Genomic DNA, 23,301 nt, shown 5'->3' with positions numbered 1-23,301 from the left:
AAATATGCTTATGGTGATGTCTTTTTTAGAAGGATATAAATGGAAAAGGTGTGAATATATTAGTGAAGGAGGAGAGGTTATGTATGTCAGTTCTATTTTGAAAATTGAAGAGGTGGCAGCATTTATTGCGAATATGAATAAAGATGCTACTCATCATGTTGGCTATTGTGGAGATGAGAAAGAGGAGTTGTTACAGACAATTATTCATGATTTTTCAGATATAGGCTGGGAACAATCTTTTGTTGCTACTTATGAGAATAATAATTTAATAGGTTTATTAGGATTTGATGTGGATGAAGTAAAGAAATGTGCAGAGATATGGGGGCCGTTTATTATCGCAGAGAATTGGGAAGAAGTTGCTTTACATATGTGGAAGGAACTTATAGAAAAGGTGCCTTTTCATATTGAGAGATTTTATGGTTTTTATCATGTGGAAAATAATAATTGTGCCCGTTTAATGAGGAATTTACATGCAAAAGAACAAGGTCGACATAGTATTCTCGTTTTAAATAATATTGTGGAGCACCGTATTATATGTAATGTAGAAGAGGCTTTACCACAAGTGTTTGAGCAGTTTATCGCTTTACACAATCATGTGTTTTCTAATACGTATTATGACGGAAACGAAATTATTGAACGTTTAAGTAATACGAATAAATTATTTGTAAGTATGAAGAATGATAAGTTAGAAGGTTATGTATATGTGGAAGTAAATCCAGAGTTTCAAGAAGCGAATATCGAATTTATTGCAACAGCTGAAAATAGTAGAAGAAAAGGTGTCGGAGAGCGGTTATTACAAAAGGCAATTCAGTATATTATTTCCTTCCAAGGAATGAAGGAGATAGAATTATGTTTGAATACGAATAATGATCGTGCGATGAAATTGTACAAGAAAGTAGGATTTGAGGAGAAGGCATGTTTACAACACTATATAATAGAGTGAAAACCCATTCGTATGAAAATTATATTTCATACGAATGGGTTTTATTAATCTACTTTTCCCTCAGTTGTTACGGATTCAGAAGTAATTTGAGGTGCTAATCGTTACATAACCTTTTTTATTTTTTGAGATACTTCTTTTGTTTGCAAATTAACATCTTCTTTTCGCAGCTCCTTAAAGAGCGAAATGACCATAAGAACGACTACGATAGAAAATGGTAGTGCTGCGATGATAGCTGCGATTTGTAGTGCATTTAATCCTCCAGCTTGTAATAAAATAGCGGCAATTATCGCGATTGTTAATCCCCATATAAGTTTTAAACTATTTTTCGGTGATAAGCTTCCGTTACTCGTTTGCATTGAAACAACAAATGTTGCTGAATCGGCAGAAGTAACGAAAAATGTGGCTACTAAAATTAACCCGATAATCGTTAAAAAGGTAGAAAATGGTAGAAGTGAAATAACAGCAAATAATCCAATCTCTGTACCATTTTTTGCAATTTCATCAGCTATTCCAAGCGATTGGAACATTTCCATATGAATTGCGGTACCACCAAATACTGCAAACCAAAATGTACAGATAAGAGTTGGGACTAATACAACTCCAAAAATAAATTCTTTTATTGTGCGTCCTTTAGAAATACGTGCGATAAATGTGCCGACGAATGGAGACCAAGAGATCCACCATCCCCAATAGAAAATAGTCCAGTTTTCAATCCAAGAAGAAGATTTTTCACTAAATGCTCCTAAATTTAATCCCATACTAGGTAAAGCGCCGATATAAGAACCGAGTGTAGATGTGAAATATTTCATAATAAATACAGTTGGTCCTAAAAGTAAGAAAGAGATGAGTAAAATACCTGCAAGAGAGAAATTCAAGTTACTCAAATATTTAATCCCACGATCTAAGCCAGTTTGTGCACTTGTTAAATATAAAACAGCGAAGATAGCTATAAGTACGAGCTGAGTAAGTAAAGTGTTATGAATGGAAGGGAATAAATAGCTTAATCCTCCAGCAATTTGTTGAGCACCAATCCCAACAGATGGTACAATGCCAAACACTGTGGCTAAAACAGCTAAAATATCAACTGTTTTTCCGATACGGGAATTTTTCGATCGATTAAATAATGGAGTAACTGTAGCCCCGATAGTGCTACCTTTTTGTTTGCGGAATGTGAAATATGCAATTGTTAAAGCGACCATTGCGTATAGTGACCACGGAAAGAGTCCCCAGTGGAAAAATGAATATTGCATAGCGAGTTTGGCGCTTTCTTCTGTACCTGCTTTTCCTGTTAACGGATCTGTAAAATGTGAAATCGGTTCAGCGATTCCATAAAAGAGGAGTCCAATTCCCATTCCTGCCCCAAACAACATGGATAGCCAAGATGGATAATTATATTTTGGCTTTTCTCCATCTTTACCGAGACGAATAGAACCGTACTTGGAAAATGCTAAATAAGCAGCCAAAATAATCATTGTAGTCATAAGTAGAGAGTAAAACCATCCAAATTTATTGAGGATAAATGAGTTTAAAGAAGATGTAACACTTTGTAAATCGTAGCCTTGTATCCAACTTGCTGGGGTAATTCCCCATATAATGAATAATGTTGTTAGCAAGAAGGAGATATAAAATACACTGTTTTCTTTTTTTATCATAGAATCCCACCCTTATTTAATAAAGTTAACAATTATAATAATCATAACAATTAAGTTTTTAATTGTCAAAAAATTCCCTTTTTATAATGTGAAAGGATGCAATTTGTTTTAGGGAGGTAAAGAGCAATGCGTTCACGATATGTACAAATTATAGGAAGAAATAATATGAAATATTGCATTTTATATTGTTACATCCAGATTTTATGTTAAATTCTTGAATGGAATATTAAAATAGGGGGTCAGGATATGAACAAGAAATCAAAGATCAATAAAGTGATGCTTAGCATTAGTACAATGGCTTTATCGTTAGGCGCACTTCAAACTCATGCAGCAGCGGAAGAAAAAGTACCGTATAACGTGTTAAAAACGAAACCGGTTGGAATTGAAAAGTCGGTAGATGAAGTTGGACATATTTCAAAAGTTGATGAAACTTTATCATTTCAAGAACGTTTAAAAGTAGGAGATTTTTCACAGCGACCAGCATCTATTACGAAGAAAACTGCAGTAAAGCAGGTTAAAGAAAGCTATTCAATGGCTGATTTAAACAAAATGAATGACCAAGAATTAGTTGAAACGTTAGGCAGTATTAAATGGCACCAAATTACAGACTTATTCCAGTTTAATGAAGATGCAAAGGCTTTTTATAAAGATAAAGGAAAAATGCAAGTCATTATAGATGAATTAGCTCATAGAGGTAGTACATTTACGAAAGATGATTCAAAAGGAATTCAAACGTTTACTGAAGTGCTGCGTTCAGCTTTTTATCTTGCATTTTATAATAGTGAATTAAGCGACTTAAATGAAAGAAGCTTCCAGGATAAATGTTTACCTGCTTTAAAAGCAATCACAAAAAATCCAAACTTTAAGCTTGGTACAGTTGAACAAGATACAGTCGTATCTGCATACGGTAAATTAATTAGTAATGCTTCAAGCGATGTTGAAACGGTTCAATACGCATCGAATATTTTAAAGCAATACAATGATAATTATACTACTTATGTAAATGATCGAATGAAGGGACAAGCAATATACGATATTATGCAAGGTATTGACTATGATATACAGTCGTACTTAACTGAGGCTCGTAAAGAAGCGAATGAAACGATGTGGTATGGAAAAGTAGATGGGTTTATTAATGAAATAAATCGTATTGCTCTTCTAAATGAAGTAACGTCAGAAAATAAATGGCTCGTTAATAATGGAATTTATTTTGCTAGCCGTTTAGGGAAGTTTCATAGCAATCCAAATAAAGGATTAGAGGTTGTTACACAAGCAATGCATATGTACCCGCGCTTAAGTGAACCGTATTTTGTTGCGGTAGAACAAATTACAACAAATTATAATGGTAAAGATTATAGCGGGAATACAGTAGATTTAGAGAAAATACGTAAAGAAGGAAAAGAGCAATACTTACCAAAAACATATACATTCGACGATGGATCAATTGTGTTCAAAACAGGAGATAAAGTATCAGAAGAAAAAATTAAGAGATTATATTGGGCTGCGAAGGAAGTAAAGGCACAGTATCACCGTGTAATTGGAAATGACAAAGCGTTAGAGCCAGGAAATGCGGATGATGTATTAACGATTGTAATTTATAATAGTCCAGATGAATATCAGTTAAATAGACAATTGTATGGATATGAAACAAACAATGGTGGAATTTATATTGAAGAGACAGGTACATTCTTTACATATGAGCGTACACCAGAGCAAAGTATTTATAGTTTAGAAGAGTTATTCCGTCATGAATTTACTCATTATCTGCAAGGGAGATATGAAGTTCCTGGTTTATTTGGAAGAGGAGATATGTATCAAAATGAAAGGCTAACTTGGTTCCAAGAAGGAAATGCAGAGTTTTTCGCAGGATCTACTCGTACGAATAACGTTGTACCAAGAAAGAGTATAATTAGCGGATTATCATCTGATCCTGCAAGCCGTTATACAGCAGAGCGTACACTATTTGCTAAATACGGTTCTTGGGATTTCTATAATTACTCGTTCGCATTGCAGTCTTACTTATATACGCATCAGTTTGAAACATTTGATAAAATTCAAGATTTGATTCGTGCGAATGACGTGAAAAATTATGATGCATATCGTGAAAATCTAAGTAAAGATCCTAAGTTAAATAAAGAGTATCAAGAGTATATGCAGCAGTTAATTGATAATCAAGATACATACACTGTACCAGAAGTAGCTGATGATTATTTAGCTGAACATGAAACGAAGTCATTAGCAGCGGTGAAGAAAGAAATTAGTGATACGTTGCCTATGAAAGATACAAAAATGACAAAACATAATTCTCAATTCTTTAATACATTTACATTAGAAGGTACGTATACAGGTAGTGTCACAAAAGGTGAATCAGAAGATTGGAAAGAAATGAGTAAAAGAGTAAATGAATCTTTAGAACAATTGGCGCAAAAAGAATGGAGTGGCTACAAAACTGTTACAGCATACTTCGTCAATTATCGTGTGAATAGCTCAAATGAATTTGAATATGATGTAGTCTTCCATGGAATCGCAAAAGATGATGGAGAAAATAAAGCTCCAACGGTTAATATAAATGGCCCTTATAGTGGTCTTGTAAAAGAGGGAATTCAATTTAAAAGTGATGGCTCAAACGATGAAGATGGAAAAATTGCTTCTTATTTATGGGAATTTGGAGATGGAAGCACAAGTGCAGAAGTGAATCCAGTACATGTATATGAAAGAGAAGGTTCTTATAAAGTATCGTTAAGAGTAAAAGATGATAAGGGAAAAGAGAGCAGAAGCGAAACAACTGTTACGATTAAAGATGGAAGTTTAACAGAATCAGAACCAAATAATCGTCCAGAGGAAGCAAATCGTATCGGGCTAAATAGTACGATAAAAGGTAGTCTTATTGGCGGGGACCACACTGATGTTTATACATTTAATGTAGCATCAGCGAAAGATATCGACATTTCTGTTTTAAATGAGTATGGAATTGGGATGACATGGGTACTTCACCATGAATCAGATATGCAAAATTATGCAGCTTACGGTCAAGCCAATGGGAATCATATAGAAGCGAAATTTAATGCAAAACCAGGCAAGTATTACTTGTATGTATATAAATATGATAATGGCGATGGAACGTACTCATTATCAGTAAAGTGAAACTTTAATCATTCATCCCCCAATGATTATTAGCCCACACCAATCGGGGGAAAATAAGCGATTTTCCAATGTATGTTTAACTTTACTTTTTGTGGAAAATAGTATATTATATAGATATATAATATATCGGTTATTTTCTAGGAGGAGCCTGTCACAATAGGTTTCTCCTGTTCTTTTTTAGGGGCCTGTTTTACAGGCTTTTCTTTAAAGAGTAAATAACTGAAAATTAAGAACTATAATCTTTGAAAGAGGTGGGGCATACACATAACAAAAAAGGGATTGTTTAAGAAAGGGGGATAAGAAATGGTCTTGTTTGGTTATCCACTTGAAACAATTTATTTATATGGATTTATTATTGCTACTATACTCACTGTTATTTATATCTTCTTTGGAGATATATTTGAATCGATATTTAGTTTTGGGGGCGGATCTGTATCCGTTGTTACTTTATTACTTAGTTTCTTCGCCATGTTATGTGGGCTTAGTTATATAGGAGAGTACTTATTTTCCTTTAATAGTATTACTATTTTCGGGGCTGCATTTGCTATATCTTTTATCGGTGTTTTCATCATGAAAATACTAATTTTAAAACCGATTGCAGAAGCAGAACAAAATACCGTACAACGTATGGATGAATTTATCGGTTGCAAAGGAGAAGTCATTACGACAATTCCTACAGAAGGATTTGGTGAAGTATTAATTTTATCCCAATTTGGAAGTAATGCAATCCCAGCTAAAACTGTTGGAAAAAAAGATATTTCGCAAGGAACAGAGGTTATTATCGAGGGAGTCCAAGATGGTGTTTTACTTGTACAAAACATCGCTTATTCTTTAAAAAAACCAAAATTATAAGGGGGAATTTACATGACGATTCCATTAATTATCGGTGGAGTTTTACTGGCAATTTTAATTCTACTCATTTTAGTATTCATTACGAAGTATCGTACGGTTGGTCCAGATGAAGCGTTAATTGTTACAGGGAACTGGCTTGGTGGAGGAAAGAATGTTGTTACCACTGATGATGGAAAGAAGATTAAGATTATCCGCGGGGGCGGTACTTTCGTAGTTCCAATTATGCAAAGAGCAGAGCCTTTAAGCCTATTAAACTACAAATTAGAAGTTGGTACACGTGATACGTATACGAAGCAAGGTGTTCCAGTTACAGTAAATGGTGTTTCTATTATTAAAGTAGGTTCTACAATTGAAGAAGTATCTACTGCAGCTGAGCAATATTTAGGAAAAGAAACAGAAGAGTTAAAAGTAGAAGCAAAAGAGGTTTTAGAAGGTCACTTACGTGCAATCTTATCTTCTATGACAGTAGAGGATGCGTATAGTAATAGAGAGCAATTTGCTCAAAAGGTACATGAAGTAGCTTCTACAGATTTAAAGAAGATGGGACTTCGCATTGTTTCTTTCACAATTAAAGAAATAATGGATAAAAACGGATACTTAGATGCGCTTGGTCAGCCGCAAATTGCGACAGTTAAGCGTGATGCAACAATTGCAAATGCAGAGCGTGAAAAAGAAGCACGTATTGAAAAAGCACGTGCTGAAAAAGAGGCAAAAGAAGCAGAATATCAACGTGATGCACAAATCGCTGAAGCTGAAAAACATAAAGAATTAAAAGTACAGTCCTATAAGAGAGAACAAGAGCAAGCACGTGCAGATGCGGATCTTTCTTACGAATTACAACAAGCGAAAGCACAACAAGGTGTTACAGAAGAGCAAATGCGCGTTAAAATCATTGAGCGTGAAAAGCAAATCGAGTTAGAAGAAAAAGAGATTGCGCGTCGTGAAAAGCAATACGATGCAGAAGTTAAGAAAAAAGCAGATGCAGATCGTTATGCTGTTGAGCAATCAGCAGAAGCAGAAAAAGTAAAACAAATTAAAAAGGCAGATGCGGATCAATATAAGATTGAAGCTGAAGCGAGAGCTCGTGCGGAAGAAGTACGTGTGGAAGGTTTAGCGAAGGCGGAAATCGAAAAAGCGCAAGGTCAAGCGAAAGCGGAAGTACAAAAAGCGCAAGGTACAGCAGAAGCAGATGTTATTAGATTAAAAGGTTTAGCAGAAGCAGAAGCGAAACAAAAAATTGCTGAAGCATTTGAATTATATGGTCAAGCGGCAATTATGGATATGGTTCTTAAAATGCTTCCAAGTTATGCGAAGGAAGTTGCAAGTCCGCTTAGTAATATTGATAAAATCACAGTTGTCGATACAGGCGGCGGTGGTAAAAATAGCGGGGCCGGAAAAGTTGCGGGCTATGCGACTGATTTAATGGCAACGATGCAAGAAACGTTAAAGGCTTCTTCTGGAATTGACTTAAAAGAGCTATTAGAAGGATTTGCAGGAAAAGGAGCAGTGCAACAATTATCAAGTGATAAACCTGTTGTATCTGTAGTAGAAGATAAGAAAAAAGAAGTAGAAAAAGATAAAGAATAATAAGGTGGAAAGAACCTCTAGTAAGTGAAATACTAGAGGTTCTTCTGTGAATTATAATATTTCGAATAATATACATTTTTATACATTGTTTTAATTATTTAATTTATATAGAATGAAAAAGATATGTATCAATTCTTTATGATGTAGAAAAAGATAGAGAGTCTCATCGATACATTTAAATCGTATTATTTTTATAGAAAGATTAAATGTTAATTAATTACATTTAAAACGGTATGGAGGGGTAGAAGTATGTTTCAAGGGAAATTAAGGAGTAGTAGTTTAAAAACAAAGTTACTTGTATCATTTATTATTATTTTAGTTCTTCCAAGTATTGTAATTGGTTGGACGTCTTATCAACAGGCGAAGACGAATTTTAATGAAACGATTTTAAACTCGGCGAAAGATAATATAAAAATTTTGGATAATGTAATTAATAAAGAATTGGATAGTAAAAAAGTAGATGCAACTTATTTTACGAAATTATTCACACAATCAAGTTACCAAGCAGATCAAATTCAAAACATACAAAATAAACTAGAAGAATACAATAAACTGCATCCAGAAATGGAAGCAATCTATACAGGATCTAGTAATGGACAGTTCATTCAATCACCAGCTATTCAGATGCCAGATGGATATAATCCTACAGAAAGAGATTGGTATAAAGAGGCCGTGAAGAAAAGTGGAGAGGTAATTGTAACTGCTCCATATAAGTCAAAAACGACAGGGAATATTGTTATTACACTAGCAAAACAAAACGAGGATAAAAGTGGAGTTCTTGGGATTGACTTAATCATTAATAATATTGTTACTACTTCCAAGATGGTTAATATTGGTAAGGAAGGATATGTAGCGATATTTGATCAAGATAAAAATGTAGTAGCGCACCCGAAAATGAAGCCAGGAGAGAAATTAGAAGAGAAACTTAGTAAAGAATTGTATAAACAGGAAGCTGGGGATTTTCATTATTCATTAGATGGTGAAGATCGCAATATCACTTTTAAAACGAATAAGAAAACTGGGTGGAAAATAGCAGGAATTATGCCTTCCAAAGAAATTATCGAAGCGGCTGAACCTATTTTCTATAAAACAGTAACTGTTCTTGGAATTTCACTAATAATCGGTGGGATTGTAATTTACTTCATAATTGAGTCTATTATTAAACCGTTAAAACAACTTGTCATATCATCGAAGAAGATTAGTGAAGGTGATTTAACAGAATCAATTACAGTTCATTCTAAAGATGAAATTGGACAGCTAGGAGAAAGTTTTAACGAGATGGCTGCATCGTTACAAAGTGTCATTTCCAATATAAACACTTCAGCAAGTCATGTAGCGGCATCTTCAGAAGAATTAACAGCTAGTATGAAGCAGACAAGCGAAGCAACGGAACAAATTACACAGGCGATAGAGCAAGTATCAAGTGGTGCAGAAATACAAACGAAAGAAGTTGAAGAAGGAGCAACATTGTTAGAAGAAGTTACAGAAGGAATTCAGCGTGTTGCAGATAGTTCTTCATTAGTATCTACAGCCTCTATGTATACGAAGAAAAAAGCTGAAAATGGTGGGAAGTTAGTTGAACAAACTGTGAATCAAATGCAATTAATTCATGAGTCTGTTTCACAGTCAGACAAAATCATTGGTTTGTTAGACGATAAGTCGAAACAAATTGGAGCAATCCTTGAAGTGATTCAACATATTGCAGAACAGACAAATTTATTAGCGTTAAATGCGGCAATTGAGGCTGCGAGAGCTGGAGAGCAAGGAAGAGGATTTGCAATTGTAGCAGATGAAGTGCGAAAGCTAGCAGAACAATCAGGACAGTCTTCTACGGAAATTGGGAAACTAGTGAAAGAGATTCAATTTGATATAAAAGAAACAGTAAGCTCTATGAATCAAGTTGGAGCAGAAGTACAATCAGGACTTGTAGTTGCAAATGAAACGAAGCAAAGCTTTGCCGAAATATTGAAGTCTACAAATGATACAGTTGTACAAATTGATAGCATGGTAGATGTAGCAAAACAAATGACGGTAGATGCAAAACAAGTAAGTGCATCTATTAATGAAATTGCAGCTACAATTGAAGAAAATGCAGCAAGCGTTCAAAATATTGCTGGTTCTTCAGAAGAACAATTAGCTTCAGTAGATGAAATAAATGCAGCAGCAGTCCATTTATCACAAATGGCAGAAGAATTACAAGAGATGATTAGTAAGTTTAAAGTGTAATAACAAATATTAAGAAACGAGGTAATAATTTTACTTCGTTTCTTTTTTTATGAAGAGAAAAAGAAAGAAATATAGAGTAACCGTGTTATGATTAAGTATAATTAAAGAGACTGTATATTCTTTAAATTCTATCTTTAATCATGTTAGGGGAATGGTTTTGAAATTAAAAAAATTAAAACTCCAACCGAGAATTACATTAACTATTAGTACACTTATTTTAGTGGTACTTCTGCTAACGAGTTATTTATTTTATTACATATTATCTGAAACGGTAGAAGAGCAAATTGGGAAACGGGCTTTGCATGTTGCGAAAACAGTTGCCGCGATACCAGAAATTCAGGAAGCTTTTCAAAAAGAAAATCCAGCTTCTATTATTCAGCCAATCGCAGAAAAAATTCGAATGGATACAGAGGCTGACTTCATTGTAGTTGGAAACAAAGAGGGGATTCGTTATGCGCATCCTGAGCGAGATAAAATAGGAGAAAAAATGGTTGGCGGAGATAATAAAGGCGTTTTATTAGAAGGAAAATCATATGTTTCGAAAGCAACTGGATCATTAGGCCCTTCATTACGCGGAAAGGTTCCAATCCGTAATCAGGAAAATGAAATCATTGGTGTGGTGTCTGTTGGATTTTCAATGGCTGATATTCATGGAGCGGTAGAAGTGTATGGAAAGCGTGTATTTTGGATTACAATAATAGGGCTATTAATTGGAGTAATCGGCTCTATATATTTAGCGGCAAGTATAAAAAGAATGATGTTCGGGATGGAACCAGAAGAAATTTCATCTTTATATGAAGAGCATAGTACAGTGATTCAATCTGTACGTGAAGGGATTATTGTAATCGATAAAAATGGCATGATTAGTTTAGTCAATCAAGCAGCTTATGATATTCTTTCGCTAGATAAACAACAAAATATTATTGGGGAATTTATTTTAAATGTAATTCCTAATTCAACGATACTAGATGTACTTCAAACTGGTGAAGAACAGTTTGATCGCCAATTAAATATAAAAGGACAGGCTGTTATTGCGAACCGTCTACCTATTAAAGTAAAGAATAAAGTAACTGGCGTTGTATCGAGCTTACGTTTGAAATCTGAAATGGATCAGTTAACAGCAGAATTATCTCAGACGAAGCAATATACAGAGGCATTACGAGCGCAAGCGCACGAATATAATAATTTATTGTATACGCTTTCAGGTCTTATTCAATTAGAATCATACGAAGATGCTTTAGAGCTTATTCATAAGGAAACAGCGGTATATCAAGATTTTGTTCAATTTATTATGAAGCGGATTCAAAATCCATGGCTAGGTGGAATTTTAATTGGATTTTATAATAGAGCACGAGAGTTGAAGATTGATTTTATGCTAGATAGAGAAAGTGGTTTAGAAAAATTAAGTCCACATATTGAGAGTAATTATGTCGTTTCTATTTTAGGAAATTTAATTACGAATGCATTTGAAGCAATTGAAAAAAATGAAGAGAATGATAAGAAAGTAAGGATGTTTGTAACTGATATTGGAGAAGAAATATTAATTGAAGTGGAAGATTCAGGGCAAGGGATTCATGATGAAATAATTACTAGCATATTCTATAAAGGCTTTTCGACGAAAGAAGGAGGAGAGCGAGGATATGGATTAGCAAAAGTGAAAGAGTTAGTAGAAGATTTAAATGGAAGTATTGCAATTGAAAAAGGGGATTTAGGTGGTGCGTTATTTATTATTGCACTACCGAAAGAGAGAGGCGAATAGTAATGGGTGAGGAGATTGAAGTATTAATTGTAGAAGATGATATTCGGATTGCTGACATTCATCGTCGTTTTACTGAGAAAATTGAGGGATTTAAAGTAATTGGAACGGCAACGACTGGAGAACAAGCGAAAGAATGGCTAGAGCTTGTGAAGCCACAGCTTGTTTTATTAGATGTGTACTTACCTGATATGCAAGGAACGGAACTTGTCACATATATTAGGCATCATTTGCACGATACAGATATTATTATGATTACAGCGGCATCGGAAACAGATGTAGTGAGGCACGCCCTGCGGGGCGGAGTAACAGATTATATCGTAAAGCCACTAATGTTTGACCGATTTAAAGCAAGTCTGGAAGGCTATCAAAAAAAGATTATACAGTTAAAGAAAAATAATCAATTATCTACGGAGCAAATTGAATATTTATGGTCTCAAAGAGGGGTGAAGGGAGATCAAATAGAATATGCCCCGAAAGGGATAGATCCTTTAACTTTAGCGAAAATAAAAAAGCATATGTTAACAGTTAATGAAGAAGGGATTACAGCAGAGGTGCTAAGTTCAATGGTAGGCGTAAGCCGATCAACTGCAAGGCGTTATTTAGAGTATTTGATATCTGGGAAGAAAGTCCACGCAGAGCTAATATATGGAAGTGTTGGGAGACCCGAGAGACGTTATTTTCTTGTTTCTTCATAATAAAAAACAGTAGAGGATTTTATTCCTTCTACTGTTTTTTTGCATCTTATATTGGAATAATCCCAATTACAATTCCGGTAATTAACATAACCATTGTCGTTCCAACGGCCCACAATAAAGTGAAGCGTTGATGTTCACCGAAATCAACTTTTGCCATTCCGACCAATAAATAAGTGGAAGCGACAAGAGGACTTAATAAGTGAACGGGTTGCCCAAGTAAGGAAGCACGTCCCATTTCAGCTGCACTAATTCCGTAAGTAGCAGCAGCTTTCGTCAAAATAGGTAATACCCCGAAGTAAAATGCATCATTAGACATGAAAAATGTGAATGGCATACTGAGAAGTGCTGTAATAATTGGCAATTGTGGTCCAAGTGCATCTGGTATAAGAGTTACTACACTGTTAGCCATTGCATCTACCATTTTTGTTCCAGATAAAATACCAGTGAAAATACCGGCAGCAAATACGAGAGAAACAACTGCTAATACATTCCCAGCATGAGAAGCAATACGTTCTTTCTGTTGCTCTAAGTTTGGATAGTTAATCATAACAGCGATAGCAAAAGCGACTGTAAATAAAACAGGTAATGGCATAACTTCTAGTATGAGACAGACAAGTAATGTGGCGGTTAATAAAAAGTTAATCCATAGAAGTTTAGGGCGTTTATGCACTGCTGCTTCGACAGTTGCAGCTTGCTCATCCATTGTTTGCATTTGTTTTAAATACTGTACATCCATAATTCCTAAACGTTTTCTTTCTTTTTTTCCAAGATAGTAGGCAACGAAAACAACCCAAATTGCACCAGCAATCATTCCTGGAATAAGAGGTGTAAATAATTCGGAAGCCTCAAGCCCAAGTGCGCTCATAACACGAGCTGTGGGTCCACCCCAAGGTGTAAGATTTGTTACCCCTGCCCCTAACATAACAACTCCAGCTAATATGAGGGGGTTCATTCCAAGGCGCTTATATAGTGGATACATTGCGGAAACTGTAATCATGTATGTTGTTGTACCATCACCATCTAGAGAAACGATAATAGTTAATATAGCCGTTCCGACAACGATTTTTAAAGGATCTCCTTTTACAAATTTTAAAATCTTACTAATGACAGGATCGAATAAACCGCTATCAATCATAATCCCAAAATATAAAATAGCGAACATAAGCATAATACCAGTAGGTGCTAATTTTTGGATCCCCTCTAACATCATAGGTCCCATATCGGCATAGAATCCGCCAATTAATGCAAAAACACTCGGAATTAATATTAATGCTACTAGCGCTGACATACGTTTCGTCATAATTAAAAACATAAAGACAAATACCATCGCAAATCCAAGTAGTGCTAACATGTAATTTCCCCCTCAAAAGAATGATTGCGCTTTCAAAATAGAATAAAAATTCAGAAAAAGGTTTTTTATTTATAATAAAAGCATCTATTCAAATGGTAAATAATTTGAAAAATAACATCATTAGAAGCATAATTTTTATTTTGTTCATTTTGTTCACGGTAGTTAATTTGAATTTTTAAAAAGTAAGCTGCTTCTCGTAAGAATGGTAGAATAAGATGAAAATAGTGAAGTGTGAAATAGGGAGTAGATGTTATATGAAAACGAGAATTGAAGAGATTTATAGCTCTTATGAAGGAAAAGTAGAGGAGATTTTTATTAATGAATCTTCTTACGTATATGAATGGGAAAAATTACTGATGATCCGAAAAAATGACGGTGAGCTTAAAAAAATTGCAGTCGGGATTAGTGGAAATATAAGATTGGTAAATGTAGAAGTTGGACAGGAAATTAGTGCGGATACATTATTAGTTAAATTAGAAGATGATTTGTTAATTACAGGTTGCGAGTGATGAGAGATGTGTAGAAATAACTACACATCTTTTTTTGTTTCCTATATTACAAAAAGCACATTGTTTTTTCACAAATCTCACACAACCTTTTGGTATTCTTTTCGTGGAGTATACGGTTTCTAGGGAGGAATATTGATGAAAGTAAAATATGTCGTACTTGCTATATGTTTATGTTTCGTATTTACGGTAGTCGGGTGTGGGAAAAAGGAAACAGCAGCTGTTGCCATTGATGAGAAACATGATAAATGTGATATTTGCCAAATTGGGGTAACAGATAATCAATTTGCAACAGAAATTATTTTAGAAAATGGAAAAGCGTTAAAGTTTGATGATATCGGTTGTATGTATAAATGGATGGAGATCAACTCAGATGAAAAGACGAAAGAGAAATTTGTCCGAGATTATGATTCGAAAGATTGGATTTCGTTAGAAGACGCTACTTACGTATATGATAAAACAATAACGACACCGATGGCTTATAATGTCATTTCATTTAAAAATAAAAAAGATGCAGAGAGCTTTGTATCTAACTATAAGGGGAAAGTTCTTTCGTATAAAGAGCTAGCAGAGCATAAATGGGAAATGAATAAAGAGATGATGGGGAAACCGAAAGCAGGAAATCATGGTGGACATCATTAATAGAAAAAGACAACTATGTAGTTGTCTTTTTCTATTATTACTCAGGTGCAAATATAGAAAAGGTGTAAAATTTTTAGCAGAACGGTTACAATGGAATATAGTAACCTAAAGCAATCATTTATGTACTTTTTAGAAATGTATACAAATGCGGTAAAAACGTGCTAAACTAATTGCTTCATAATGTTAATGATGGGGCCATCAGGCGTATCATTTCAATAGGTTGAGAAACATAGTATAAGCTTAAGATAATCCGATTAAAGAAGGAATCTAAAGGGCTTATGGATAAATGTACTCAAGAAGAGTTATTGTATGTGATGGAGGAATGGTTAAGAAAACATTATCTTTCATAGGAGCTGTAGTTGTGAGAAAACAAAAAATTTTATTATGTATTTTATTAGGACTTTTAATGACGGTAGTGGCTTGCGATAAGCAAGAAGAACCAGAATCGAAACCGGTTCATGTGAAAAATGAGAAGAAAAAAGAGAAGCATAAAGAACAGGAAGAATCTAAAGAAGAGAAAAGTATAAATTTAATGGACAAACAGTTGTTACTTTCAGCTACTCTTGGAGACACAGAGACAGCTATGAAGTTGATTCAGGATGGAGCGAATATAAACGTAGAAGGTGACAACGGAGAAACGCCTGTCCTTGCAGCGACGTACCAAAATCATGTAGAGACAGTTAAAGCATTAATTGGTGCAGGTGCTAATATTGAAATTAAAGATGAGAAAAAAAGTAATCCACTTCTTTATGCAAGTAGAGAAGGATATACGGATATTGTAAAAGTATTAATTAATGCAGGAGTTAATACGAAAGAAACGACTAGGTCAGGTGGGACAGCACTTATTTCTGCATCTGAGCGTGGCCATGTAGAGGTTGTTAAAGAATTATTAGAGCATACAGATATTGATGTGAATTATAAAAATGAACGTGGTGGAACAGCGTTATTAGAAGCAATTGTATTAGGAAATGGTAGTGAAAACCATAAGAAAGTAATTCAATTACTTATTGATCACGGTGCAGATGTAAACATGGCTAACAAGGAACATCTGACGCCACTGCAATACGCTGAAAAAAGAGGTTTTAAAGATATTGTAAATATGTTGAGGGTAGCTGGAGCGAATGAAGTAGTACAGCCACAACAACCAGTAGAGTAAAAAACGAAAAATAATCCCATTTAGATAGACAGAATGAAGAAATCAGTTAGTATGATGGATTCAGTAATGTGTATTTGAATGGGATTTTTATTTTGAACATGAAAAATAGATTATGAATGGATGGTAAATGGAGTAAATAAGGAGGCAACCTTATTTGGCAATTGTAAAAAATGAAAAAGTAGTTTCTGTTTGTTGCAGTGCCAGAAGTACGCCCGTAGCTGCTGAGGCAAGTGTGGAAACTTTAGCGGAGTTTCAAGGGAACGGATATGGTACTGATGTTGTTACAGCCTGGGCCATATCAATACAAGAGAAAAGGCGCATTCCACTTTATAGTACTGCTTGGGATAACTTTAGTTTGCAAGCAGTGGCAAGCAAACTAAAAATCATTAACTATGGAATGAATTTACATATTGATTGAATTTTAAGTATTGTTTCGTTCTATTTATATTTTAATATCTAGATTAATGTAAATAATGATATGGTGAATATTAACATTCGATTAACACCTAATTAACAATCTATCAAAACTGACTTAATAAATGCGTAATATAGTAAAGGTAACAAAATAACTAGGGTAGAGAACATTTGAGAACACCCACTTACATATAATGTGCCACTTTCTTAGGTGTGCTCTATTCCCTAGAGTTCAAATAAGGAGAAAGGCGTTCTATGTAAGTAGGTGTTTTTAGTTTGGATAAAAATAGAACAGTTAGGTGGAATAAATGTTTAAAGAACCTTATATTGCGATGATAAAGGATTGGAAAGGATACAAAGCATACAAAAAATTGCCGAAAACAGTTTTTCTTATGACTGGTTCAATGCTGGAATTACCAGAGCGTGTATATGAATTGCAGAAACATGGACATGATGTATTTCTTCATTGTGATTTTATACAAGGCTTAAATACGAATACAGAGGAAGCGCTTTTGTATATTCAAGATGTTATCGGGGCACAAGGTATTATTTCAACAAAGGGTTCAACAATTCGAAATGCTAATAAAATTGGATTGAAAACAATTCAACGTATTTTTATTGTAGATACTTTATCTCTTACTAAATCAATTGAAAATTGTAAAACGACTAAACCAAATGCAGTAGAGATTATGCCGGGGATTATGCCTTCTATTATTAAGCAGCTAGTAGAGGAAATAGAGTTTCCTATTATTGCAGGAGGGCTGATTCAAACGCGAGAAGATGCGGAAATTGCAATTCGTGCAGGAGCAAGTGCGATTTCAACAAGTCATTATGAAGTATGGATACAAGAAGAAAAAAGGAGTGCAACCTTGTGATTGAATTGAAAAATGTTTCAAAGGTATATAAAAATGCAGAAGAGACAGCGGTTAAAGGCGTATCGGTTCATATTAAGAAGGGTGAATTTTTTGTTTTAGTTGGACCTTCGGGATGCGGGAAAAGCACATTATTACGAATGATCGCTGGCTTAGAAGAGATTTCTTCAGGAGATTTAATTATTAATGAACGTGTTGCAAATGATCTAGAGCCGAAAGACCGTAATCTATCAATGGTATTTCAAAATTATGCATTATATCCACACTTATCTGTAGAAGAAAATATTTTATTTGGACTTAAGGTAAGAAAAGTACAAAAAGAAGAGCGACAAAAGCGATTAATGGAAGCTATTGAAATGGTAGGACTGAAAGAGTATGTGAAAATGAAACCAGGCCAATTATCAGGCGGACAAAGACAGCGTGTTGCACTTGCCAGGGCAATTGTGAGTCAAGCGCCAATCTGTTTAATGGATGAACCACTTTCGAATTTGGATGCGAAATTACGTGCGCAAATGAGAATTGAAATTAGAGAAATTCAGCAGCGATTAGGAATTACGATGATTTACGTTACCCACGATCAAATAGAAGCGATGACTATGGGTGATCGTATCATGGTTTTAAATAAAGGAAGTATACAGCAAGTTGGAACACCACTTAACATATATAACGAACCAGCAAACGAATTTGTTGCAAGCTTTATAGGTTCTCCTTCTATGAATATAAATGATGGGGAAGTAAATAAAGAAAAAGGTGTATTACATATAGGACAATTGCAAATTCCATTATCTATTAGACAGTTAAAGCAATTACCAGAAGGAACAATTCGCATAGGCATGCGCCCTGAGCATATTGCACTGTCTGAGGAGGGACAAGAAGTGACGTTGCAATCTGTAGAAGTATTAGGGAATGAATCTATATTGAACTTTGCGGTAAATGGAACAACTTGGAGTGCGAAAGTTATCGGACAGTTACTCCTGAACAAAGGTGACAAAGTAAAATTATTATTCTCGCAAGAAAAGTTATGCTTCTTTAACGAAAACACGAATGAACGCTTAAAAGTGGTAGCTGAAGAAGAGTTGAAAGTGGTGGCGAAATAATGATCGAAGTAAGTAAGTTACCAGTTCAAACAAAGGTGTCAAAAAAGAAAAAATTATGGGAGAGAACGAAAGATTTAAGAATAGGATTATTGTTTTTGGCGCCATCTATTTTGCTATTTTCGATTTTTCTGTTCTATCCATTGTTTAGGACGATTTATTATAGTTTTTATTTAACCGATATACATGGAGAAGCTAATCTTTTCGTTGGCTTAGAAAATTATCAATATTTATTCTCTGATCCAGCCTTCTACAAAAGTATAAAATCAACTTTATTATTTGTTTTATATACAGTTCCTACGAGTATTATATTTGCTTTGTTTCTTGCATTGATTGCAAATGGAAAGGTAAGAGGTATTGGGTTATTCCGAGTTCTGTTTTCTTCGACGATGGGAATATCAGTAGCTGCTAGTGCAGTGATTTGGCTATTTTTATTTCATCCAAGTGTAGGATTATTTAATAATATATTAGCCTCTATGAACCTTCCTGCAATCGCATGGTTAACGAGTCCGGACTGGGCACTATTCTCTGTATCAGTTACAACAGTTTGGGTGAATACAGGTTTTGCATTTTTAGTTATATTAGGTGGTTTACAAAATATTGATACGTCTTTATATGAGAGTGCATCTATAGATGGTGCTAGTTATTTATATAAGCTTCGCCGTGTTACATTACCGATGCTATCACCAACTTTATTCTTTATTGTAACAGTAACATTAATTAGTGCGTTCCAAAGCTTTGGACAAATTGATATTTTAACGCACGGTGGACCAAATGATGCAACGAATTTAATTGTGTACTCGATTTACAAAGAGGCGTTTGTGAATCATCAATTTGGAACAGCAAGTGCACAAGCGATGGTATTATTTGTTTTCATTTTCGTTGCTACATTACTTCAATTTAAGTTTGCTGAGAGAAAGGTGCATTATAAATGATTGTTAAACAGTGGAAACAAAATTTCCTATTATACATGCTACTCATTATTAGTGCAGTGATGGTATTTTTTCCTGTACTGTATGCATTTTTAATAAGCTTTATGACACCAGACGATATTCAAATGAGAAGGTTATTTCCGACCCAGTTTACTTTTGATAATTTCATTAATATTTTTCAAAAAGTACCGCTTTTTACATACTTATATAACAGTTTAATTGTATCGACAGTCGTTATGATTGGACAACTTATCGTATCAAGTTTAGCAGCTTATGCTTTTGTTTTTCTTCAGTTTAAAGGGAGAAACTTAATTTTCTTCCTGTTTATTTCAACGATGCTTATTCCGTGGGAAGCAACGATGGTGCCTAACTTTTTAACGATTCAAAACTTTGGCTGGATCAATAGTTTCGCCGGGATGACAGTGCCGTTTTTTGCAACAGCTTTCGGTATTTTCTTGTTACGTCAACATTTTATGACACTCCCGAATGAACTGAAAGAAGCTGCTTTTATTGAAGGGATTGGAAATATAAGATTTTTATTCAGCGTTGTAATACCGTATTGTAAAACGAGTTTTATTACGCTTGGAGTATATAGCTTTTTAACAACATGGAATATGTATTTATGGCCACTTTTAGTGACCACTGATGAAAAAGTAAGAACAGTGCAAATCGGTGTAAAGCAGCTTCAGTCTCAAGAAGTTGCAACTGATTGGGGAAGCATAATGGCCGGTGTTACGGTTATCGTTATTCCAACATTGATTTTACTATTTTTAGGGCAAAAGCAATTACAACAAGGATTAACAAAAGGTGCAATTAAATAACTAAGAGAAGGTGAGATTTAAATGAGTCTAGTTAAAAAAGGTGCTGCTCTATTAATGGTAGCAACAATGGCATTATCTAGTGCAGCTTGTTCAAATAGTAAAACAGAGGGAAAACCTGAAGCACAGGCAAAAGTAGCACCAGTTGAAAAAAATGGTGATAAAACTGTAATTCGCTTCTGGCATGCGATGGGTGGAAAAACACAAGGAGTATTAGATGGTCTTGTTGCAGACTATAATAAGTCGCAAAATAAATATGAGATAAAGGCAGAGTTCCAAGGGACATATGAAGAGTCTTTAACGAAATTTAGAACGATGTCTGCAACGAAAGAAGCGCCAGCTCTTGTTCAATCGAGTGAAATTACAATGAAATATATGATTGATAGCAAAAAAATCACACCAATTGATAGCTGGATAAAAAAAGATAAGTACGATACGTCAAAATTAGAAAAAGCAATTACAAATTATTATTCAGTTGATGGAAAAATGTATTCTATGCCATTTAATTCATCTACACCAGTATTAATTTATAATAAAGATGCTTTCGCAAAGGCGGGCTTAGATCCAGAGAAAGCTCCAAAAACATATGCGGAATTACAAGAAGCAGCGAAAAAGTTAACGATTAAAGAAGGCGGAAATGTAAAACAATATGGATTCTCCATGCTTAACTACGGTTGGTTCTTTGAAGAATTGTTAGCGACACAAGGTGCTTTATATGTAGATAACGAAAACGGTCGTAAGGATGCTGCAAAGAAGGCGGTATTTAACGGTAAAGAAGGACAGAAAGTATTTGGAATGTTAGATGATTTAAATAAAGCTGGCGCACTTGGAAAGTATGGAGCAAGTTGGGATGATATTCGTGCCGCGTTCCAGTCTGGACAAGTTGCTATGTATTTAGATTCTTCAGCAGGTGTTCGTGATTTAATTGATGCATCTAAGTTTAATGTAGGTGTTTCATATATTCCGTATCCAGAGGATTCGAAACAAAATGGTGTTGTTATTGGTGGAGCATCATTATGGATGACGAATATGGTTTCAGAAGAAACGCAACAAGGTGCTTGGGACTTTATGAAATATTTAACGAAGCCAGACGTACAAGCAAAATGGCATACTGCAACAGGTTATTTCTCAATTAATCCAGATGCATATAATGAGCCATTAGTAAAAGAGCAATATGAAAAATATCCACAGTTGAAAGTAACAGTAGATCAATTGCAAGCGACGAAGCAATCTCCAGCAACACAAGGGGCTTTAATTAGTGTATTCCCAGAATCACGAGATGCAGTTGTAAAAGCATTAGAAGCGATGTATGATGGGAAGAATAGTAAAGAAGCGTTAGATGAAGCTGCCAAAGCAACAGATAGAGCAATTAGCATTTCAGCTCGTACGAGTCAAAAATAAGAGAAAGCCGTATCCTTAAAAGGGATACGGCTTTCTTTATAGGGAGATAAGGGATCAAAGAAATGATGAAGTCTTATCTCTTTTATATGAGTAAAGGGTCTAGAGTGAATGTTGTCCTTTTCATTATTTATTTAACTCCATTGCGACTTGTTTACCATTTACGAAAACCTCTACTACCGCTACTACAACTTCCATTACTTTTTTCATCTCTCATCTCTCCTTATTTTTTGTTTCATTTCTTACTCTCAGTATAAGGAAATACAGTAATTACAACTATCGAATTGGATGACAAGAGACTTACATTGTTGTAAGGATAATAGTTTAGTTTGTAATAAAGTGAAACCGTAATCAGTGGGGGGGCTTACTGCCCGTTAATGCGGGATTTCAATTCTGAACTTTCTGTCGTTTTGAACTATAATTAGAAAGAGGGGGGATAATATGAAAAGAATTCTTGTTATTAGTGATATTCATGGAGAGATAGAAAAGTTCGAACAGTTATTGGAAGAAGCTCAATATGATGCGAAACAGGATCAATTAATCTTACTGGGAGATTATGTAGATCGTGGTCCAAATGCGCGTGCTGTAATTGAAAAGGTAAGAGAATTGAAAAAAGAGGGAGCACTCATTTTAAAAGGAAATCATGAAGATATGATGATTAAGGCGTTAACGACAAATGAGGAACGTTCATGGAACCATTGGGTAAAAAGAAATGGTGGAGATAAGACATTATATAGCTATGGATTTGTAGAAGAAGATATTGCGGTTAATGAGAAAGACTTCAAAAAACCGATTTTACACTCTCGTGTATTAGAGGAACATATAAAGTTTATTCAAGAATTAGATCATTACATTGAAACAGAAGAGTATATATTTGTACATGCTGGGGTTGAACCGATGAAACGAGTTTCTGAATCTGAACCATATACATTAATGTGGATCCGTAATGAATTTCATAATGGATATAGCGGTGAAAAGGTTGTTGTATTTGGGCATACGGAAACAAAAACGCTTCATGGTAGTGAGGATTGCGGAGTGTATTTTGGTAGTAATCGTATTATTGGGATTGATGGCGGGGCTGTGTATGGCGGTCAGCTAAATTGTTTAGAGTTGCCGAGTAAAAAGGTATATGTAATAAAAAATTGAAAGAGATAAGAGGAATCTTATTTCTTTCAATTTTTTATTAAGCTAAATTTAAGACAAAGTTTTTATAATAAAACTTCAAAATTTTAGAAGGAAATAGTTAAAAATGAAATTACG

18 protein-coding genes and 2 pseudogenes are annotated in these 23,301 nt (G+C 34.6%); 18 read left to right on the top strand and 2 right to left on the bottom strand.

The genetic code is table 11. The annotated features are described in order from the left end of the window. Window positions 1–79 precede the first annotated feature (79 nt). A complete protein-coding gene (locus ACUN13_RS23635) occupies window positions 80–943 on the top strand; it encodes a GNAT family N-acetyltransferase (protein WP_000289531.1) in 864 nt (287 codons plus the stop codon). Window positions 944–1,044: 101 nt separating this feature from the next. Here ACUN13_RS23635 and opuD read toward each other — a convergent pair whose 3' ends face one another. Next, on the bottom strand, window positions 1,045–2,595 hold the full coding sequence (gene opuD, locus ACUN13_RS23630; RefSeq protein WP_445423986.1) for a glycine betaine transporter OpuD: 1,551 nt from the start codon (window positions 2,593–2,595) through the stop codon (window positions 1,045–1,047). A gap of 246 nt (window positions 2,596–2,841) precedes the next feature. On the opposite strand from opuD, the gene colA reads away from it, so the two are divergent. From colA to ACUN13_RS23595, 7 genes and pseudogenes are all read left to right on the top strand, one after another. Further along, window positions 2,842–5,739: a collagenase ColA gene (gene colA / locus ACUN13_RS23625; RefSeq protein ID WP_445423985.1), complete on the top strand. Its 2,898-nt coding sequence runs from the start codon at window positions 2,842–2,844 to the stop codon at window positions 5,737–5,739. A gap of 303 nt (window positions 5,740–6,042) precedes the next feature. Then, the gene (locus ACUN13_RS23620; protein WP_000242445.1) at window positions 6,043–6,591 is read left to right on the top strand and encodes an NfeD family protein; all 549 of its coding nucleotides are present in this window, start codon (window positions 6,043–6,045) and stop codon (window positions 6,589–6,591) included. A 12-nt stretch (window positions 6,592–6,603) separates the two neighbouring features. Beyond that, the gene (locus tag ACUN13_RS23615) at window positions 6,604–8,178 is read left to right on the top strand and encodes a flotillin family protein (RefSeq protein ID WP_000155021.1); all 1,575 of its coding nucleotides are present in this window, start codon (window positions 6,604–6,606) and stop codon (window positions 8,176–8,178) included. A 249-nt stretch (window positions 8,179–8,427) separates the two neighbouring features. Beyond that, window positions 8,428–9,462 (top strand): annotated as a pseudogene (locus ACUN13_RS23610) (HAMP domain-containing protein); the annotation flags it as partial. Further along, on the top strand, window positions 9,457–10,404 hold the full coding sequence (locus tag ACUN13_RS23605) for a methyl-accepting chemotaxis protein (RefSeq protein WP_370445030.1): 948 nt from the start codon (window positions 9,457–9,459) through the stop codon (window positions 10,402–10,404). The pseudogene ACUN13_RS23610 and the gene ACUN13_RS23605, both read left to right, overlap by 6 nt. 151 nt (window positions 10,405–10,555) lie before the next feature. Continuing rightward, on the top strand, window positions 10,556–12,163 hold the full coding sequence (locus tag ACUN13_RS23600) for an ATP-binding protein (RefSeq protein WP_002025277.1): 1,608 nt from the start codon (window positions 10,556–10,558) through the stop codon (window positions 12,161–12,163). 2 nt (window positions 12,164–12,165) lie between these two features. After that, complete coding sequence (locus ACUN13_RS23595) at window positions 12,166–12,858, top strand: response regulator (protein WP_000503461.1); 693 nt, start codon at window positions 12,166–12,168, stop codon at window positions 12,856–12,858. A gap of 46 nt (window positions 12,859–12,904) precedes the next feature. Here ACUN13_RS23595 and ACUN13_RS23590 read toward each other — a convergent pair whose 3' ends face one another. Further along, a complete protein-coding gene (locus ACUN13_RS23590; protein ID WP_000880464.1) occupies window positions 12,905–14,209 on the bottom strand; it encodes a CitMHS family transporter in 1,305 nt (434 codons plus the stop codon). Between the two features lie 254 nt (window positions 14,210–14,463). Here ACUN13_RS23590 and ACUN13_RS23585 point away from each other — a divergent pair, with 254 nt between their 5' ends. From ACUN13_RS23585 to ACUN13_RS23540, 10 genes and pseudogenes are all read left to right on the top strand, one after another. Next, window positions 14,464–14,718 (top strand): hypothetical protein, encoded by a 255-nt coding sequence (locus ACUN13_RS23585; RefSeq protein WP_000857376.1) that lies wholly within the window; start codon window positions 14,464–14,466, stop codon window positions 14,716–14,718. A gap of 135 nt (window positions 14,719–14,853) precedes the next feature. Beyond that, a complete protein-coding gene (locus ACUN13_RS23580) occupies window positions 14,854–15,357 on the top strand; it encodes a nitrous oxide reductase accessory protein NosL (RefSeq protein ID WP_000865665.1) in 504 nt (167 codons plus the stop codon). A 286-nt stretch (window positions 15,358–15,643) separates the two neighbouring features. Continuing rightward, on the top strand, window positions 15,644–16,513 hold the full coding sequence (locus ACUN13_RS23575; protein WP_000287336.1) for an ankyrin repeat domain-containing protein: 870 nt from the start codon (window positions 15,644–15,646) through the stop codon (window positions 16,511–16,513). Between the two features lie 142 nt (window positions 16,514–16,655). Further along, window positions 16,656–16,931, top strand: a pseudogene (locus tag ACUN13_RS23570) (GNAT family N-acetyltransferase); the annotation flags it as partial. Between the two features lie 304 nt (window positions 16,932–17,235). Then, entirely contained in the window at window positions 17,236–17,802 is a 567-nt protein-coding gene (locus tag ACUN13_RS23565; RefSeq protein WP_000472003.1) for a glycerol-3-phosphate responsive antiterminator, read from the top strand. Further along, entirely contained in the window at window positions 17,799–18,896 is a 1,098-nt protein-coding gene (locus ACUN13_RS23560) for an ABC transporter ATP-binding protein (protein ID WP_000571390.1), read from the top strand. The genes ACUN13_RS23565 and ACUN13_RS23560 overlap by 4 nt, the downstream gene beginning before the upstream one ends. Next, window positions 18,896–19,828 (top strand): carbohydrate ABC transporter permease, encoded by a 933-nt coding sequence (locus ACUN13_RS23555; protein WP_000573797.1) that lies wholly within the window; start codon window positions 18,896–18,898, stop codon window positions 19,826–19,828. The genes ACUN13_RS23560 and ACUN13_RS23555 overlap by 1 nt, the downstream gene beginning before the upstream one ends. Further along, window positions 19,825–20,646: a carbohydrate ABC transporter permease gene (locus tag ACUN13_RS23550; RefSeq protein ID WP_088345236.1), complete on the top strand. Its 822-nt coding sequence runs from the start codon at window positions 19,825–19,827 to the stop codon at window positions 20,644–20,646. Before ACUN13_RS23555 ends, ACUN13_RS23550 begins: the two co-directional genes overlap by 4 nt. A 21-nt stretch (window positions 20,647–20,667) precedes the next feature. After that, entirely contained in the window at window positions 20,668–22,044 is a 1,377-nt protein-coding gene (locus ACUN13_RS23545) for an ABC transporter substrate-binding protein (protein WP_088345238.1), read from the top strand. 438 nt (window positions 22,045–22,482) lie between these two features. Then, window positions 22,483–23,187: a metallophosphoesterase family protein gene (locus tag ACUN13_RS23540; RefSeq protein ID WP_000821974.1), complete on the top strand. Its 705-nt coding sequence runs from the start codon at window positions 22,483–22,485 to the stop codon at window positions 23,185–23,187. Window positions 23,188–23,301 lie beyond the last annotated feature (114 nt).

The organism is Bacillus cereus group sp. Bce041 (assembly GCF_052646455.1).
Note: the sequence above shows the minus strand (reverse complement) of the source record. Positions and strands in the feature narration are given on the sequence as shown.